General features: G+C 43.0%; 15 protein-coding genes. 10 read left to right on the top strand and 5 right to left on the bottom strand.

Annotated elements, in window-relative coordinates:
• Positions 1-178: 178 nt before the first annotated feature.
• Positions 179-1,555 (top strand): rhamnulokinase, encoded by a 1,377-nt coding sequence (rhaB, locus tag L4C42_RS09635; protein WP_353499895.1) that lies wholly within the window; start codon positions 179-181, stop codon positions 1,553-1,555.
• Positions 1,556-1,853: 298 nt separating this feature from the next.
• Here the strand turns inward: rhaB (L4C42_RS09635) and L4C42_RS09630 are convergent, their stop codons facing one another.
• On the bottom strand, positions 1,854-2,450 hold the full coding sequence (locus L4C42_RS09630; RefSeq protein WP_418642756.1) for a DJ-1/PfpI family protein: 597 nt from the start codon (positions 2,448-2,450) through the stop codon (positions 1,854-1,856).
• 714 nt (positions 2,451-3,164) lie between these two features.
• Here L4C42_RS09630 and rhaB (L4C42_RS09625) point away from each other — a divergent pair.
• Genes rhaB (L4C42_RS09625) through L4C42_RS09605 form a run of 5 tightly spaced genes read left to right on the top strand, consistent with a single transcriptional unit; the run spans position 3,165 to position 8,375 of the window.
• Positions 3,165-4,538, top strand: a complete 1,374-nt coding sequence (gene rhaB, locus L4C42_RS09625; protein WP_429760279.1) for a rhamnulokinase — start codon at positions 3,165-3,167, stop codon at positions 4,536-4,538.
• Between the two features lie 12 nt (positions 4,539-4,550).
• A complete protein-coding gene (locus L4C42_RS09620) occupies positions 4,551-5,816 on the top strand; it encodes an L-rhamnose isomerase (protein ID WP_353499892.1) in 1,266 nt (421 codons plus the stop codon).
• Positions 5,816-6,628, top strand: a complete 813-nt coding sequence (gene rhaD, locus L4C42_RS09615) for a rhamnulose-1-phosphate aldolase (protein ID WP_353499891.1) — start codon at positions 5,816-5,818, stop codon at positions 6,626-6,628. The genes L4C42_RS09620 and rhaD overlap by 1 nt, the downstream gene beginning before the upstream one ends.
• Before the next feature lie 11 nt (positions 6,629-6,639).
• On the top strand, positions 6,640-6,954 hold the full coding sequence (gene rhaM / locus L4C42_RS09610; protein WP_353499890.1) for an L-rhamnose mutarotase: 315 nt from the start codon (positions 6,640-6,642) through the stop codon (positions 6,952-6,954).
• Between the two features lie 47 nt (positions 6,955-7,001).
• Positions 7,002-8,375 (top strand): sulfatase family protein, encoded by a 1,374-nt coding sequence (locus L4C42_RS09605; protein WP_418642758.1) that lies wholly within the window; start codon positions 7,002-7,004, stop codon positions 8,373-8,375.
• A gap of 171 nt (positions 8,376-8,546) precedes the next feature.
• On the opposite strand, the gene L4C42_RS09600 is transcribed toward L4C42_RS09605, so the two are convergent.
• The 4 genes from L4C42_RS09600 to L4C42_RS09585 are packed head-to-tail and all read right to left on the bottom strand — an operon-like array spanning position 8,547 to position 11,101.
• The gene (locus L4C42_RS09600) at positions 8,547-9,833 is read right to left on the bottom strand and encodes an anaerobic sulfatase maturase (RefSeq protein ID WP_353499888.1); all 1,287 of its coding nucleotides are present in this window, start codon (positions 9,831-9,833) and stop codon (positions 8,547-8,549) included.
• Between the two features lie 10 nt (positions 9,834-9,843).
• Complete coding sequence (locus L4C42_RS09595; protein ID WP_353499887.1) at positions 9,844-10,113, bottom strand: DUF202 domain-containing protein; 270 nt, start codon at positions 10,111-10,113, stop codon at positions 9,844-9,846.
• The gene (locus L4C42_RS09590; RefSeq protein WP_353499886.1) at positions 10,110-10,475 is read right to left on the bottom strand and encodes a YidH family protein; all 366 of its coding nucleotides are present in this window, start codon (positions 10,473-10,475) and stop codon (positions 10,110-10,112) included. The genes L4C42_RS09595 and L4C42_RS09590 overlap by 4 nt, the downstream gene beginning before the upstream one ends.
• On the bottom strand, positions 10,472-11,101 hold the full coding sequence (locus tag L4C42_RS09585; RefSeq protein ID WP_353499885.1) for a Crp/Fnr family transcriptional regulator: 630 nt from the start codon (positions 11,099-11,101) through the stop codon (positions 10,472-10,474). The genes L4C42_RS09590 and L4C42_RS09585 overlap by 4 nt, the downstream gene beginning before the upstream one ends.
• Positions 11,102-11,251: 150 nt before the next feature.
• Between L4C42_RS09585 and L4C42_RS09580 the strand changes: the two genes are divergently transcribed.
• The 4 genes from L4C42_RS09580 to L4C42_RS09565 all read left to right on the top strand — a co-directional run bounded on the left by L4C42_RS09580 (position 11,252) and on the right by L4C42_RS09565 (position 17,037).
• Positions 11,252-12,070, top strand: coding sequence for a sulfite exporter TauE/SafE family protein (locus L4C42_RS09580; RefSeq protein WP_353499884.1), 819 nt, complete (start codon positions 11,252-11,254; stop codon positions 12,068-12,070).
• Positions 12,071-12,200: 130 nt separating this feature from the next.
• Complete coding sequence (locus L4C42_RS09575) at positions 12,201-13,352, top strand: iron-containing alcohol dehydrogenase (protein WP_353499883.1); 1,152 nt, start codon at positions 12,201-12,203, stop codon at positions 13,350-13,352.
• 426 nt (positions 13,353-13,778) lie between these two features.
• Positions 13,779-15,563: a sodium:solute symporter family transporter gene (locus tag L4C42_RS09570; protein WP_418642759.1), complete on the top strand. Its 1,785-nt coding sequence runs from the start codon at positions 13,779-13,781 to the stop codon at positions 15,561-15,563.
• Between the two features lie 259 nt (positions 15,564-15,822).
• Positions 15,823-17,037 (top strand): right-handed parallel beta-helix repeat-containing protein, encoded by a 1,215-nt coding sequence (locus tag L4C42_RS09565; protein WP_429760273.1) that lies wholly within the window; start codon positions 15,823-15,825, stop codon positions 17,035-17,037.
• The last annotated feature ends 23 nt before the right edge of the window (positions 17,038-17,060 follow it).

Genomic DNA, 17,060 nt, shown 5'->3' with positions numbered 1-17,060 from the left:
AGGAGACGAGAACGATAAATTATTGGGTGCTGGTCACGGTAGTGATAACGACAACATCGCATGTAAAAAATCGTCGTATATGTCGAGCAAAAAATGATGTTTTAGAGTGCAAACCTTTGTATTTATTGGTTAGATATTGCCAATTAAAATACACGATCAGTAAGCATCGGAGGTTGTAATGAATTACTTTTTGGCGGTTGATATTGGTGCATCAAGCGGACGACATCTGCTGGGTCATTTAGACAATGGCAAGCTAAAGGTAGAAGAAATTCATAGGTTTAACAATCAAATTTACCAAGTAGGTGTGCAGCTCTGTTGGGATCTAGACTATCTGTTTTCTGAAATAATCACTGGTCTGCGAAAGTGTGTAGAGCAGGGGAAACAACCCTCGGCATTGGGGGTTGACACTTGGGGAGTTGATTTCGTCCTTTTGGACGGTGAAGATAGCATGATCGGTCATGCGGTGTCTTATCGTGATAAGCGAACCAAAGGAGTGATGAAAGAGATTTGCTCACAAATTGGTAGTGAAGCACTCTATGCGAAAACTGGTATTCAATTCATGGACTTTAATACTATTTGCCAGTTAATGACACTCTCCGAAGAAGTTAAGTCCCAAGCCAAATCATTCCTTATGATCCCTGATTACTTGAACTACTTACTGACAGGGAAAAAAGTAAACGAATATACAAACGCGACAACAACACAACTGTACAACATAGAAGCAAACGGATGGGACGAGGAACTCATTGATTTTGTTGGATTAAAAAAAGAAGTATTCCATGAAGTTTTGCCTCCACTATCAAAAGTCGGCAATCTAAGGCAAGAATTAGTCGATGAACTCGGTTTTGATTGTGAAGTGATTTTACCACCCACCCATGATACTGGGGCGTCATTCATAGCGAGTAGTTTAAACATTGAAGATAGTGGCGTTATTCTTAGTTCGGGAACTTGGTCCTTATTGGGGAAAGAGCTGCTAGAGCCAATCGTGAATGAACAATCAAGACTTAAAAACTTTACTAACGAGGGTGGATTAGATAAACGGTATCGCTTTCTAAAGAATATAATGGGCTTATGGATTGTCCAAGAAGTGTCTCGAAATCTTGACTATAGATATTCGTTTTCGGAGTTAGTCAATCTAGCAAAAGAAGCTAAGAATTTCACATCAGTTATTGATGTCAATGATCAGAGGTTCTTTGTGAACGAAAACATGATTGAGGAAATCGTCAATTATTGCAGGGAGTCGGGTCAAAAACCACCATCGACAGTTGGGGAAGTCAGTTTGTGCGTCTACCGTAGTTTAGCTATTTGCTACAAGAAGTATGTTGATGAAATAGCAGAAGTAACAGGCCAAGAGATTAGAACCATCAACATTATTGGCGGCGGATGTAAGAACGAATTTCTCAATGAACTCATAGAGGAAGAAACAAACTGTAGTGTAATTGTCGGCCCAGTCGAGGCTACAGGGATCGGGAACATAGTTTCCCAAATGATAGCTATGGAAGAAGTTGCCGATATTTATAGTGCTAAGAAAATTATCGAACTCAGCGAAGTATAGATTTCTGACAATATAACGCAAGCGAAAAATTAACGTGTTGTAGAATACCTATGATAGCGATACTAATGACATGGTATCTTGGAGGCGAGCAAGACATGGCAAGCTAAGCCTCATGAAAATTCAGACAGATAGGGCCTGTGTTACTATCTAATTGGGCATTCGAAAGGAAAGCCTTGACCAACTTACTTTTTAGATAGCTAATTCGAAGAGAAGCAATAAAAGAAGCCAACAAGAGACTGTTCTTGCTAGCTTCTTTTATATGCTTGATTCTGAAAAATCTCGAGCTTCTAAACGACAGTTAAAGCCAATAATCAGTAAATCGGCGGTAGTTAATATGCTTTGCAACCCAATCTACATCACTCATCTCACTTGACCTTGTTCTCTTATCTCCGATTAGAATATCTGCTATCGCGAATGCAAAGTCCATGGTATATCCATAGTCTTGACCGGATATAAATTGACCATCAATCACGACGGGTTGGTTGATGTATGAACCATCAGCATAGTTTAAATGAAAGTCACCACAACACACATAGCGATGCAGACCCAATAGCGAGTTTTTCGCCAAGACCTTAGCGCCAGAGGAACATAGAGCAGCAATGTAAGCTCCTTTATCTATGTGTTTCTTAATGAACTGAACAACGGTACTATCGTTGCCGAGTTTATCTGTATTCGGTGGACCACCCACAAGAATCACTGCTTCATAATCACTATCAAGGTTGTTAGCGAACAGTTCATCAGCAACAATCTCTAGGCCATGGTAGGAAGTGAGTTTAAGCTCTAGTTCACAAGATAATAGAGTGACTGAAATCTGCAAACGCCGCAATATATCGACAACGTTTATTGCCTCGCCTTCTTCAAATCCATTGCTGAGCAATAGCGCAACTTTTTTCATATTGTATCACCTAATCGATATCATATAACCAAACATCGGTTAGTATTTATATAGTCATCTCAGTGAACAATAATTGTTTTTGCCTATCTAAGCATCATAAGTTGCCCAAAGTGCATCATTTGATGCGAAATAATATATTTTGCCGCGTCTTTGTTCGTGTTTTTTGATTGTTAATAGCGGTATATAAAGTCGAGTGTTCAGGTTTTTCAAAAATATAACATTTGGAGTATGTGGTTTTAAACAGTTGATAGACAAAAGTAGTTGTTCTAGATAATTATTTTTAACTTGGCAAAAATTAACCTTATGACTGGCAGGAAATCGCTATAGTTTATGTGTGACTATTAGAATATAATGATTAACAGATGGACTTAAGTATTTATCATCTTAATTAGGTCTTGATTGAACCCCCTCGTTTACGTTGACTCTAGTACACCAGTTGCCAATCTTGGTAACTGGTTTATTTTGTTTCAATCTATCAATCACTTTAACTTTAACTTTTTCTTTCGCTGAGCTTTCATTTCTATTCCCGACCGCCATATCCATTGAGTGTGAGCGCACACTAACCTCAACTCCTATTTTAATATGAAACCTTTATAGCAGACTTCCAGCAATGCCAAGGTAAGAGCTGCAAAAAATGACACCATTAAGGGCAATTTAGCGCATTTTGTTGGCCGTTGTTTCTTGTATGATTAATTCAAACACTGGGAGATGGTTATGAATTACTTTTTGGCAATCGATATAGGTGCTTCTAGTGGAAGGCACTTATTAGGTCATATTGAAAATGAACAAATAGTGCTTGAAGAAATATACCGTTTTGAGAACAAGCTTGCATCTGTCGACAATCAGTTATATTGGGAAGTCGATAAGCTATTTAGCCATATTATTAAGGGGCTAAAGCAATGTGTTTTTTTGGGGAAAATACCTAAAAGCATCGGTATTGATACCTGGGGTGTCGATTTTGTTCTTCTTGATAGTGACGATCACGTTATAGGTAACACAGTTTCGTATCGAGACAGTCGTACTAAAGGTGTTATGAATGACGTCTGCGATCAAGTTGGACATCGCGAAATATATCGTAAAACAGGCATTCAGTTTATGGAGTTCAACACTCTGTATCAGATGAGCTCTGTGGATTCAAAAAATAAGCAAGCAGCATGCTCTTTTTTGATGATCCCTGATTATATTAATTATCTCCTAACTGGTGTGAAAGCCAATGAGTATACCAATGCAACCACAACTCAAATGTTGAACGTTGATAGTGATGATTGGGATAGAGACTTGTTGGAAGTATGCGGTATTAGTAGAGATATTTTTTCTAAGCCTCAATATCCAGGTCATCGTCTTGGCAATCTGAAGTCAACAATACAAGAAGCGGTCGGATTTGACTGTGAAGTCGTGTTGCCAGCAACACACGATACCGCGTCTGCATTTATCGCGAGTGTTCTCGATCTAGATGATGATGGGGTGATTCTGAGTTCTGGAACCTGGTCACTATTAGGTACCGAGCTTGATAAGCCGATAGTCTCCGATATATCTCGTGAAAGTAATTTCACCAATGAAGGTGGATATAACAAGCGATATCGATTTTTGAAGAACATCATGGGACTTTGGATAGTTCAAGAAGTCTCAAGGATGCTGGATTACAAGTACTCCTACGCGGAGCTAGCTGATCTTGCTCGAGAGGCGAGTCATTTTAAATCCGTCATCGATGTCAACAATGAACGCTTTTTTGTCAGCGAAAATATGATTGAAGAAATTAGCGATTATTGTAAAGAAACAGGGCAGGACACCCCCAAAACAACGGGTGAAGTCTGCATGTGTGTTTATCGAAGTCTGGCTAAATCTTATAACCAGTATATTGAAGAACTTGTCAGTGTTACCGGTAAAAAGGTAGATAAGATTAATGTTATTGGCGGAGGTTGCAAGAACCTGTTGTTGAACGAGCTTATTGAACAGGAAACCAATAAAGAAATTATTGTCGGTCCAGTGGAGGCGACTGGAGTGGGAAATATCATTGTACAAATGTTATCCATGGGTGAGATTGCCCATTTAAAACAAGCAAAAAACTATATTAGAAACAGCATTTAATTAGGAATTATCATGGAACAGAGTTTAAAAGATAGATACGAACTGAGTAAATCACTTTACGCTAAATGGGGCATTGATGTTGATGCTGCGCTCGAGAAATTGAAGGACGTTAAAGTCTCTATTCACTGTTGGCAGGGCGACGATGTTACGGGTTTCGAGGAAGCGGCTCATGAACTGTCTGGTGGTATCTCCGCCACTGGTAGTTACCCTGGTAAAGCGACGAATGCTCAAGAGCTACGTGCAGACTTAGACAAGGCACTGAGCCTTATCCCTGGTAAGCATAAAATTAACCTCCATGCCTTATATGCAGAGACACATGGTGTGGCAGTTGATCGCGATGAGTTAAAGCCAGAGCACTTTGCAGGCTGGGTTGAATGGGCGAAAGAGCGCGACCTCGGCTTGGACTTTAACCCAAGCCTGTTCTCTCACCCAAATGCGAGTGAAGGTTTGACGCTGTCTCACCCTGATAAAGAGATCCGTGATTTTTGGATTAAGCACTGTATTGCTTCTCGTAAAATTGGCGAATACTTCGGTAAGGAGTTAGATCAAACTTGTCTAACGAATATCTGGATTCCAGACGGTTATAAAGATACCCCAAGCAATCGTTTGGAACCGCGCCAGCGCCTAAAAGAATCACTTGATGAGATCTTCGCAGTAGACGTTGACGAACAGTTCAACAAGGATTCTGTAGAGTCAAAGGTATTCGGTATCGGTGTTGAATCATACACGGTTGGTTCGCACGAGTTTTATATGGGGTACGCGATTGCGAACAATAAACTTTGCTTGTTAGATAATGGCCACTACCACCCGACGGAGTCAGTTGCTGACAAGATTTCATCTATGCTGCTTTATCAAGACGAGCTTGCTTTGCATGTGACTCGCCCTGTTCGTTGGGACAGTGATCATGTCGTAACGCTAAACGATGAAGTTAGAGAAATTGCAAAAGAGCTGGTTCGTACTGATAGCTTGGATAACGTTTACCTCGGCCTAGATTTCTTTGATGCCAGCATCAACCGCGTAGCTGCTTGGGTATTGGGCACACGCAATATGCAAAAAGCACTGCTTGAAGCCATGCTTATGCCGCATGACAAGTTGACCGAGTTACAAAATGAAGGTGACTTCACTCAGCGTCTAGTTCTAATGGAAGAGCTAAAAACCTACCCAATGGGTGATATTTGGAACTACTTCTGTGAGTCAAACGATGTACCAGCAAACGAAGATTGGTTTAGAGCGGTCGAACTATACGAGCAAGACGTTTTGTTTAAGCGAGGCAAATAATGGATAAGTTAGCATTTATACAAGAGTTTAAAAAAACGACCCACGATGCATGGCTAAAAGGGTGGCATGAGCGTAATGGTGGCAACTTGTCCTACCGTTTAACGGAATCCGAAGTCGAACAGGCTCGTCCATTTTTTGATGAGGCATCGCAATGGGCGGACATCGGTGTGACGGTCGCGAATCTGGCCAATGAATACTTTATCGTCACAGGTAGCGGTAAGTACTTTCGAAACGTAGAAGTGTGTATTGAAGAGAATGCGGGAATCATCCAAGTATCAGAAGATGGTACTCAGTACAGAACTCTCTGGGGGCTTATTAACAACGCGAAGCCAACGAGTGAGCTACCTGCGCATCTTATGAACCACTCAGTCAAATATGATGAAACGGGTGGTGCGCATCGAGTCGTGATGCACTCTCATACAACAAACTTAATCGCACTTACCTTTGTCTTGCCACTTGAAGCTGAGACATTTACTCGCGAATTGTGGGAAATGGCGACCGAGTGTCCGGTAGTATTCCCTGCTGGCGTGGGGATTGTTCCTTGGATGGTACCCGGTGGCCGCGCCATCGCAGAGTACACGAGTGAGTTGATGAAAACGTTCGATGTCGCTATTTGGGCTCACCATGGCACGTTCTGTTCTGCAGAAGACCTAAGCCTTGCGTTTGGCTTGATGGATACGGCAGAGAAGGCCGCTGAGATACTCGTTAAAGTTCTTGCTATGGGTGGTAAACGACAGACTATTCAACCCCAAGAATTCAAAGAACTAGAGTCTGCATTCAACGTAACGTTGAATGAAAAAGCATTGGCGTGAGGGGACGTTAGGTGATTAGAAAAGCGTTTAAACTCAAAGTTAATCCCGGTCAGTTTGAAGAATACAAAAAACGTCATGATAACGTTTTTCCTGAGTTAGTCGCGGTGCTTAAAGAAGCGGGAGCAAACAACTACTCTATCTTTCTAGATCAGGAGACCGGTTGTCTGTTTGGCTATGTCGAGTTAGAATCCTTAGAAAAATGGAACTGCGTTTCAAAAACTGAAGCTTGTCAGGAATGGTGGCGTTATATGGAAGATATCATGGAGACGAATCCTGATAGCAGCCCAAAATCGACAGAGTTAACAGAGATGTTTTATTTAGCGTAATGACGATCAGCTAAAGCTACGAAACAAATTAGTATCAAGAGGTAAATATGAACAAGCCGAACATCATTGTAATTTTTAGCGATCAACAGCGTTGGGATACGTTAGGTTGTTACGGTCAGGAATTGCCGGTGACCCCAAATCTCGATGAGCTTGCACGCGATGGTGTCATGTTCGAGAACGCATTTACAGTTAACCCTGTATGTGGCCCTACACGTTCGACAATGCAAACGGGGCTATATCCAACCGAAACAGGTTGCTTTCGAAATGACATTATTCTCCCTCAAGGTCAAAAAACCGTGGCTCACTTTCTTTCTGACGAGGGATACAGCGTCGGTTACGTAGGTAAGTGGCACCTAGCGTCAAACAACACTGCTCATGAAGGCTTTGTTGTAGCGGCACCAACAGAGAGTTCAGGTGAAACGATCGATAACTGTTTCACAGCAATACCAAAACAATATCGCGGTGGTTATAAAGACTTCTGGGTTGCATCAGATATCCTTGAGGGCACTTCACATGGCTACGGTGGACACATGTTCGACATCGATGGCAACAAAGTAAGTTGGGATGAAGATGTTTATCGTGCTGACTTTTTGACTGACTTGACTACAGATTACATCGGTAATTACCAAGAAGAGAAGCCGTTCTTCTTATTCTTGTCTTACCTAGAGCCGCATCATCAGAATGATCGTAAAACCTACGAAGGCCCACATGGGTCGCAAGAAAAATGGAGCAACTTTAAGGTGCCTGGTGATCTTGAACCATTTGTTGATGGAGATTGGGCTGAGGAGTATCCAGACTATCTAGGGTGTTGCAACAACCTAGACCAAAACGTGGGTAAAATCCGCCAAGCGGTGAAAGATAAAGGATTAGATGACAACACGGTCATCATCTATCTGAGTGATCACGGCTCTCACTTCAAGACACGTAACAGTGAATACAAGCGCTCATGCCATGACTCTTCGATCCGTATTCCATTCGTGATCTACGATCCACGAGCGAAAGCGGGTCAGGTGATTGACGATCACGCGAGTATTATCGATGTTGTTCCGACTCTGCTTAAGGCGGCTGGCATCAATGTACCGAGCTACATGCAAGGTCAACCGCTGCAAGATTTGTACATTGATAATGCCAAGAAAGACAATGTGAGCTTCATTCAGATCAGTGAGTCACAAATTGGCCGTGCCATTCGTACTGACACATGGACATACTCGGTATCGGCTCCGGACCAAAGTGGCTTGATTGAGAAAGAAAGTGCGGTTTATCAAGAAGAGTTCTTATACAACCTCGTAGACGATCCTAATCAGTTAGAAAACCTAGTTGCTAACGAGGATTTGAAACCGGTTAAAGAGAAGCTTAGACAACTTCTTCTTGACGAGATCTATCGCATCGAAGGAACGACCCCCGAAATTCTAGAAGTCTAGTTTTTAGGGATCCAGTTTTTTAGAAGCATAGTTAACGCGCAAATTGTCGCTATTATGCTAAAAGATAAAGTCCATAGTGTCGCCACTATGGACTTTTTTTGATACCGGGATTTTTAGTCAATTCGCCCGGTTACTTTATGTTCTCAATAACTTACGGTCACTCGATGTCATTTACGCACAACAGCGCTTATATTTCTTCCCGCTGCCACATGGACAGGCGTCATTGCTACCCACCCTTTCCATAGTGTTACTCGAGAACTGATCCATAATCTTGGCTGGTGATTGGCCACTTTTGATCAGCTTTGCCATGTAAGCCATCGCATGCTGAGAATGGTCGAAGAAGCTAAAGTATCCTTGACATAAATAGTTATGGTCGAGTTCACCTGTTGGTCCTGGCAAAAAGCGATGTTTCGGGCAACCACCATGGCATGCGAATCGATATCGGCATGACAGACACTTACTATTCAGTTGTTTAGATTTGTTGAGTCCGAAATTAATCGCTTCTTCGCTATTGTTCATCGACTTGATTGTACGGTCGTGGATATTGCCAAGTTTATATTCTGGATAGACGTAGTGGTCACATTGAAATAGGTCACCATTCGCCTCGATGGCAAATGCATGCCCGCACCTTGGCGAAAATACACATATTGGGCTCGACTGTCCAAGCCAGGTCGTTAAAGTGGTATCAAATTGCTGAACAAATACTCGTCCTACATCTTTGGTGACCCAGTAATCGAAGATGGTATTTAGGAATTGACCGTACTCATCGGGTTGGACTGACCAAGGCGTGACCTTGCCATCTTTTTGATCTGGGTTAACTAACCAGGTATCGTTTGTCTGCTGGTCGGATTCTTGTCGCTCTACCAGAGGAATGAACTGAATGAAGTTCGATCCAATGCTTTTTAAGTATTGGTAGACCTTAAGTGGGTGTTTGACGTTCTTATCGTTGACGACGGTAAGGGTATTAAATTCGACACCATATTTTTTTAATAACTCGATCGCATCGACAACTTTGCGATGGGTACCTTTGCCGCTCGTGTTGGTGCGATATGCATCATGAAGGTCCTCTGGCCCATCAATAGAAACACCAATCAAAAAGTCGTTTTGTTTGAACAGCTCACACCATTCGTCGTTGATCAAAATCCCATTAGTTTGAAAACCGTGTGAGATCTTTTTGTTGCCCCGATAACGTTCGCACAATTGAACTACGGTGCGATAAAAGTCCACACCGAGTAGTGTTGGCTCTCCTCCTTGCCAGGCAAATTGAACGGTATCGCCCTGCTGCGCATCGATGTATTGCTGAATAAACACCTCAAGCGTTTCCTCATCCATGCGCCAGTTCTTTTGCCTATCAGGGTAGAGTTTCTCTTTCTCTAGGTAAAAGCAGTAGTCACAGTCGATATTACATACCGAACCAGACGGTTTGGCCATCACATGACAGTTGGAAATTTGGTTCATTGTAGTTTTCCTATGAAAAGGCATCAGATAGCATAGTTAGGGCGTAGGCTGCTGCTATCAGCATTATTATTATTGAAGTAAAAAACTTGATCATTCTCGCGTGGGAGAGAGAACACATGATGGCAACCAGCATTGCCGTTGCACCACATAGATAAATGAGAGTGGCATCATGAGTGAGCGACACCTTTATCAATGCCACACCGATGGCAAATAGAACCAACTGTGTCCGCAGCCATGACAAGACAGTGCGTTCTAACTGCAGACCATTTACCGCACTCATAGAGTGATGGCCAACGCGATGATGAAAGTAAGCACCAAAATGGTGGTACTAATTATCTTCATGTTCGATGTGTATTGGAGCTCTTGGTTTAACCTCATCGCCTGTTCGTTGCGAGACCATCGTCGGTAAGCATAGATCCCAACCGCGCCTGAGCAGAGACACAGGAAACAAGAAAGCAGCAGCCGCACTAATGGGTTTGAAAGCTCTGGTGTAAGTTGGTCAAGAGCAATAGCACCGGCTAACAAGGCAAGCGATGTTCTAATCCACGCCAGATAGGTTCTTTCGTTGGCAAGTGAGAAACGATAATCAGGTGCGTTCCCCTCTTCACGCCATGGTGACTTCTTAGGACAGGGCTTTTTCATTCAACGTTTTCCTTGGACATCCAATGAGTGCTCCTCAGTTTTGATAGATCGAGCGGGTGGGGGTTGCGATGGTGTTTGCAAAGCACACCGGATTGTTTGAGTAACTTACAAAACCGAATCACCGTCGTGACGTCGGTAGCACTGTATTCGCTAATTTCGCGATAGGTCCAAGGATAGTGGGGATAGTGCGCAAAGAAATGCTGTATCGCATCGATGATTCTGTTTTTAGCGTTGAAAGCACTAAATTGAACGAGACGTCGCTCGGCTTCGCCCAACTCTTGACACACCTCGGTTGTGAGGGCTTTGGTCAGTGAGGGGGATAGGTGTTGCAAGTCTTCAAAAGAGTGGACATTCACCCGACTGATAACACTGTCTTCCATTGCCCTTGCCGTTGCGGGATAGCGCTGATAGGTAAATAGAGACCGATACCCAAAATACGAGCCCTTTCCATACAATCTTAGTAACGATTCTTTTCCGGTTTCTGCTACCTGGTAAAGCCCGATAAATCCACTTTCAACGCGATAAAACCCAGATGCCTTATCTTGACTAAAGTAGACGGCTTCTCGCTTGCCAACGGTGATTCTATTGGTCATCTCTTTTAGTGATGTTGGTATTGGTATCGTCATTCTGCCGTCATTGCGAGCTGTTGGAAGGATTAGTGTACTGCAAAAAAAACAGACGAAATATGATCAACACCATAAACCAAAAACAAATTGGCACGTTAGATTGTAAAAATTAAAAAGGGGTTTTGTTTTTGTTTGTTAAGGAGGTGGTTTATGCCATTCTATGAGCTGTTGACGAACGTGTGGTCTGCGGATGCAGTGGTATTGAAGCTGATTTTGGGAAGCATATTTGGTTTGTGTTTGGGACTAACGGGGGTTGGCGGAGGCGTGCTGTTAATACCCATGTTGCAGTTATTTTGTGGCATGTCTCCGGTGTTGGCGGTCGGCACCGCAAGTATGATTTCAGCGATGGTAAAAATCAACGCTTCCCTAGTACACATAAAAGCTCGTAACGTATCTTGGAACAAGATAGCGCTACTTTTTGTTGGAGCGGTTCCGGTTACCTTGATGGTTACTCAGTTAGTCGTTTACTTCAGCACACATCCGTTTTACTCACAAAGGACAGAGCAGATGGTTGCTTGGCTGGTGACTACTGTGATGGTTGGTTCCTTGATTTCTGTGTTCTCTAAATTCAAAAGCTCGTCTAAGGTCAAGCAGGGCATGACTTCTGAACCTAAAACGAACACTAAAAAGGCGATTGTATCTGGTATGTTTTGTGGCTCCGTTTTGGGCTCAACAGGCGTTGGTGGGGGCGTTTTGCTTCTCCCTGTCCTCAACAATGTGCTGCATGTGGATATTAAGAAAGCTGTTGGCTCTTCGGTAGTGTTGGCACTGTGTCTATCTGCCATTGCAGCAGCAGGGTATGCAAAAGGTGGGCAGTCAGATATTCATACAGCAATCCTGTTTTTTATCGGTTCATTTCTCGGTGTTCCTGTCGCTGCTCATTTGATGAAACGTATGTCTGAACGCCACGTTTATTCAGCGACCATGATCGTTATTTTGGTCAGTTTGATTGCGTATCTCACGCTTTAGATATCGAGCCTAGAATTTGCTTTAACTCTCTGTCGCTGGTGAATCAGCGCTCTAAAAGTTTGTGGTCGAGTTTCAATAATCGACCTGTGATTATTTGTAAATATATAGTTGTTAATTACAAGGAATAAATATGGCTTTTACTTTGGCACTACCAAAAATTAATATTTCAGGGGAACATGCGATCAATGAATTGGTTGGTCATCTAGTCTCGAAAGATGTTGGAGACGGCTTCGTTATCGCGGACAATGCGTTGAAGGAACTGGGTTTACTTGAGCCGCTGATTACTGCTCTTAAAGAGTCCAACTTATCGTTCACTTGCTTCACCGATACCGTTCCAAACCCTACTGTCGAAGTGGTTGATAAAGCGTATCAAGCCTACAAAAAGTCCGGTGCCAACTACATTATTGGTTTTGGCGGAGGTAGCGCTATTGATACCGCGAAGGCGGTAAAAATCCTGACTGCAAATCCACAACCCATCACTCTTTATACAGGGGTGAACAATGTAAAGAATCAAGGTGTACCGTTATTTGCTATCAATACTACCGCAGGCACGGCTGCAGAGGTGACCAGTAATGCTGTCATTACTGATGAAAGGAACAAAGTAAAGTGCGTTATTATTGATAGTAATATTATTCCGGATATCTCGGTGAATGATCCTAGCATTATGGTTGGCTTACCCGCGGATGTTACGGCAGCAACGGGTATGGATGCTCTGACGCATGCTATTGAAGCTTACGTTTCAGTGGGAGCACACACCTTAACCGACCACTCTGCGTTAGAGTCTGTTCGCGTGATTAGCCAGTACTTACCTCATGCCGTCGAGGATGGCTCAAATATCGAAGCGCGAGAGAAAATGGCATTAGGCCAGTTCCTAGCGGGTATGGCATTCAATAGTGCTGGATTGGGGATGGTTCATGCCATGGCACACCCTGCAGGCGCACATAAGAACCTACCGCACGGGGTCTGCAACGCGATTCTCTTACCATTAGTGTGTGAGTTTAACCGGCCACATAAAATAGAGAAGTTTGCTAAGCTGGCTGTTGCCCTAGGGTGCAACACTGATGGGATGTCTGAAGAGCAGGCGAGTCTTGAAGCTGTGAAGGCTATACGTGAACTCAGCTCGCGTGTTGGAATTCCCGCTGGGTTTGGCCAGTTAGGTGTCACAGAAGAAGACGTAAAAGCCTGGGTGGATAGTGCATTGGCAGACCCATGCGCAGGTGGAAATCCTGTCAGCATGACCCCTGATGAAGTGCTAGCGCTGTACATGAAGTCACTAGGGTAGTTTTACCCAATGAGTTAAATCGGTGAGCCCGTCATCCATGACGGGCTCTTTTTTCGAGCATTGAGAGATCTTAGAGGGGGAGCATCTTGGTGATTACCTTTTTAACCGACGTGGATTGCTCATCCAGTAACGCGATCAATTCTCAGTTATTTTAACTCACACACTATGCAAATTTTGCCCTCAAAATTACCAAAGATTATCATTTCACTAAGTCGGTATAGATTGTAACTTTACTATGTTGGTTTTAATTGATTGTGAAATTATTTCTCAAATGAAGAATTGGTGACTCATGAATAGATGGAATAGACTTTTTATTCTACATTCTTTTGTCACTTATCTATTCAGGTGAGATTGTGATTAATGTTCGGGTAGAACGAGCAAATTAGAATAAATTACGTTGAAATAAAATAATGAAAGGGAAGAAACATGGTTGATATAGCAATCGTACTGGTTTACTTTGGCTTCCTTGTGGCAATTGGGGTCTTATTCAAATCCTTCAGTAACTCCACAAGTGATTATTTTCGTGGGGGCGGTAAAATGCTCTGGTGGATGGTGGGTTCCACATCATTCATGACAGCAGTTAGTGCCATGACGTTTACTGGCCACATGGGTAAGGCACTAACAGGTGGATTTGCAGTAGCGACAACCGTTTTTTATGCAAACGCTCTTGGTTACCTGTGTAACTATTTGTTTTTTGCAGCAAAAGCACGTCAGATGCGAGTAGACACACCATTGGAAGGTGTTCGTATGCGACTTGGTCCAGTGAACGAGCAAGTTTTCACATGGGCAAATGTTCCACTGAGTGTTCTCCAGGCTGCGATTTGGATTAATGCACTGGCTGTGTTTACTAGTGCTGTAATTGGATTGCCGCTAGAGCTAACAATTATTGTTGCTGGTTCAGTGGTGTTGTTCATGTCTCTCGTTGGTGGCAGCTGGGCGGTGATTGCGTCAGACTTCATGCAGATGATCATCTTGACAACTATGACGTTAGTCACGGGCGCAGTCGCGATTTGGAAGTCTGGTGGTTTGACACCACTTCTTGAGGCCGGTCTTCCTGAACAGCCATTTATTGGAGACGGGTACAACCACGCTTACTTGTTTGTTGGCTGGTTTATCTTCATGTTTATTAAACAGTTCTTTAGCACCAACAATATGGTTGACTCCTACCGTTATATTGCGGCAAAAGATACCAAAAACGCTCGTAAAGCAGCGATCTTAGCGGGTACGTTAATGCTTATTGGCCCATTACTTTGGTTTGTGCCTGCGTGGTATGTAGCTGCACATTACCCAGATACAAGTACATGGGGCTTGGCTGGTCTAGGTCACAAAGTGGCTGACGCGACCTACTTTATGTTCGTTAGTCGTGAAATGCCTGTAGGTATGGTTGGCTTGATGCTTGCTGCGATGTTTGCTGCAACCATGTCTTCGATGGACTCAGCGTTAAACCGCAATGCAGGTATTATTCTGAAGAGTGTTTATCAACCATACTTCTGTAAAAACCACTCTGAGTCACACCTAATCTTTGTGAGTAAGCTACTAACGGCTCTGTTTGGTATCGTCATTATTGTTGCAGCGCTTTTCCTAACATCATTGAGAGAGTTTGGTCTGTTTGATTTAACGATGTTGGTGAGCACGCTTATCGGCTTCCCGATCCTCATTCCTTCGATCATGTGTTTCTTTGTTAGGAAAACACCTGATTGGGCAGGCTGGGGTACCGTGATCGTAGGTATGTGTGTATCAGGGTTTATCGCCTTTGTTCTAACACCGGAAGCGCTGCAATCGATTCTGGGTTTAGATCAACCGCTGACGTCACGTGAATATACAGAGATGAAATCGGTAACGCTAGGTTTGATCGGACACATGTCGATTACACTACCATTCTTTGTTTGTTCACAGTTCTTCTACAAGGGGCTGCCAGCACAACGAGAAGCTGAAGTTAAACAGTTCTTTACCAATGTGGACACAGAAGTTGTCGTTGAAGACTGCCCAGAAAGTGTTGCGATGGATAATAAGCAGAACAGTGTGCTTGGTAAGATGGTACTTATTGCGTCTGTCTTTATTCTCTGCCTGACTCTAGTACCAAACCCATTGTGGGGAAGAATGCTGTTTGTCATTATCGCTGCGATTCTCGCTCTGATCGGTACCTTGTTAGTTAGGTCTGAACGTAAACTTGAAAGCACTAAAGTCACAAAAGCGTCAGCAATCGCCTAATAAATAAGATGATACCATACCCTTAATGAGTTAATTCTCGTTAAGGGTTTTTTAGTTTATAGAGAACTATCATTAATTTCTTACTTTTAGGAGTCGAATATTACAGGCAAATGATGACGTGACTACGGGCAATAAATTACCTTGTTGGATCCCCATTTACATCAAATGATTAATTAACTCGCTAGGGCAGACGCCTTAGTTTTATAACTCTAATAGAGTGCTCATTTAAACAATAACTGAAACAAAACAAGAGAAATTTATGAACTGCAATCATTTGTCAAAAAAGCTTTCCTTCCTCATTCTATCCTTGGTATCTAGCGCAGCAGTCGCAGAAGACTGTACTTCCACTCCGATAAACCCCAAAGGTGATACAAGTAAACTCCAAGCCGCGCTCCAGCAAGCCACGAATACTGGTTCTGAGTTGGTACTTACGGGGACCTATTACATTAGCCAAGATACAAAAATCTACTTGAGAAACGATCTTAAAGTAGACGCTAGTGAGGCTCGTTTTATTGCTACCGAGCAGTTGGATGGAGATATGTTTAGTTTCGATACGCATTCATCAAAATCAGATGTGTGTAGTGGTGCGAGCGTGCTAGCAAATTTTGATTGGACTGGTGGCACGTTCAATATGTCAAAAGCCAAGGTTTCTACTGTTGTTCCTTTTCGTCATAAGACCCCGGAAGGAAGAGAAGGAACAAAGCAGACAGCAGATGCGCTCTCAATTCGTGGTGCGACAAGCTCAGGTAAGAGCAAACTAAATGAACTACTCATAGAGAATATTGTTTTCATAGGCACTCAAAATGATACGGATCCTTACTACTTAGCGGGTGGAGATAGTGGAATTCTCATGACGGGAGCACTAAAGGCAATCATTAGAAACAACAGCTTCTTTGGCGTTCGTGATGCAGCAATCTATGTCTCTGCTGGGGGCGAGTCCGGAGAGTATGGAGACCACTTCACGCTCGTCAATAACTACGTAGAAAGAGCCTATGATGGCATAACTAGTAAACGAGGCGCTGATAATATCAAAATGCAAAACAATGTTATGAACGATGTCGTTGTAGGTTTGAGTATCAAAAGAGTGTATGACGGTTGGACTGCAACTAACGTCAATATCTCTGAAAATAGTGTGTCAAACTCAGTCAGACCCATCAGTGTCGAGCGTGCTAACGATGTGGTGATAGACAGTAATCGCATCGATAACCTTGGTTCGATTGTTGCCGACTCTCCTACGCCGACAAACAAGTATGGAAAACAATACGAAGGTATTGCGCTCAATGGGGTTCAGGGCAGTAATCGTGTGACAAAAAATATAATAAACGGAATCACGCAAGACGGTTCACGGGAGAAAGACACAACGACATGGGGTATCGTCCTTCGTCCGGAGGATGGTAGAGAAACGACGAATGTTGTTATCGAGGATAATAGCTATTCTAGACTCGATAAGTGGGTGAATAGAATATCGCTTTAGTTAGCATTTAGGAGAGCCTCTCT

The sequence above is a fragment of the Vibrio wakamikoensis genome (assembly GCF_050337275.1).
In the GTDB taxonomy this organism is placed as follows: domain Bacteria; phylum Pseudomonadota; class Gammaproteobacteria; order Enterobacterales; family Vibrionaceae; genus Vibrio; species Vibrio chaetopteri.
This window is presented reverse-complemented; position numbering and strand designations above follow the sequence as displayed.

Bases quoted from the DNA above. Each gene is read 5' to 3' on its own strand.
- rhaD (WP_353499891.1), top strand. From the start codon at position 5,816: ATGGATAAGTTAGCATTTATACAAGAGTTTAAAAAAACGACCCACGAT.
- L4C42_RS09630 (WP_418642756.1), bottom strand. From the start codon at position 2,450: ATGAAAAAAGTTGCGCTATTGCTCAGCAATGGATTTGAAGAAGGCGAG.
- L4C42_RS09590 (WP_353499886.1), bottom strand. From the start codon at position 10,475: ATGAAAAAGCCCTGTCCTAAGAAGTCACCATGGCGTGAAGAGGGGAAC.
- L4C42_RS09620 (WP_353499892.1), top strand. From the start codon at position 4,551: ATGGAACAGAGTTTAAAAGATAGATACGAACTGAGTAAATCACTTTAC.
- L4C42_RS09585 (WP_353499885.1), bottom strand. From the start codon at position 11,101: ATGACGATACCAATACCAACATCACTAAAAGAGATGACCAATAGAATC.
- L4C42_RS09595 (WP_353499887.1), bottom strand. From the start codon at position 10,113: ATGAGTGCGGTAAATGGTCTGCAGTTAGAACGCACTGTCTTGTCATGG.
- L4C42_RS09575 (WP_353499883.1), top strand. From the start codon at position 12,201: ATGGCTTTTACTTTGGCACTACCAAAAATTAATATTTCAGGGGAACAT.
- L4C42_RS09600 (WP_353499888.1), bottom strand. From the start codon at position 9,833: ATGAACCAAATTTCCAACTGTCATGTGATGGCCAAACCGTCTGGTTCG.
- L4C42_RS09570 (WP_418642759.1), top strand. From the start codon at position 13,779: ATGGTTGATATAGCAATCGTACTGGTTTACTTTGGCTTCCTTGTGGCA.
- L4C42_RS09605 (WP_418642758.1), top strand. From the start codon at position 7,002: ATGAACAAGCCGAACATCATTGTAATTTTTAGCGATCAACAGCGTTGG.
- L4C42_RS09580 (WP_353499884.1), top strand. From the start codon at position 11,252: ATGCCATTCTATGAGCTGTTGACGAACGTGTGGTCTGCGGATGCAGTG.
- rhaB (WP_353499895.1), top strand. From the start codon at position 179: ATGAATTACTTTTTGGCGGTTGATATTGGTGCATCAAGCGGACGACAT.
- rhaB (WP_429760279.1), top strand. From the start codon at position 3,165: ATGAATTACTTTTTGGCAATCGATATAGGTGCTTCTAGTGGAAGGCAC.
- L4C42_RS09565 (WP_429760273.1), top strand. From the start codon at position 15,823: ATGAACTGCAATCATTTGTCAAAAAAGCTTTCCTTCCTCATTCTATCC.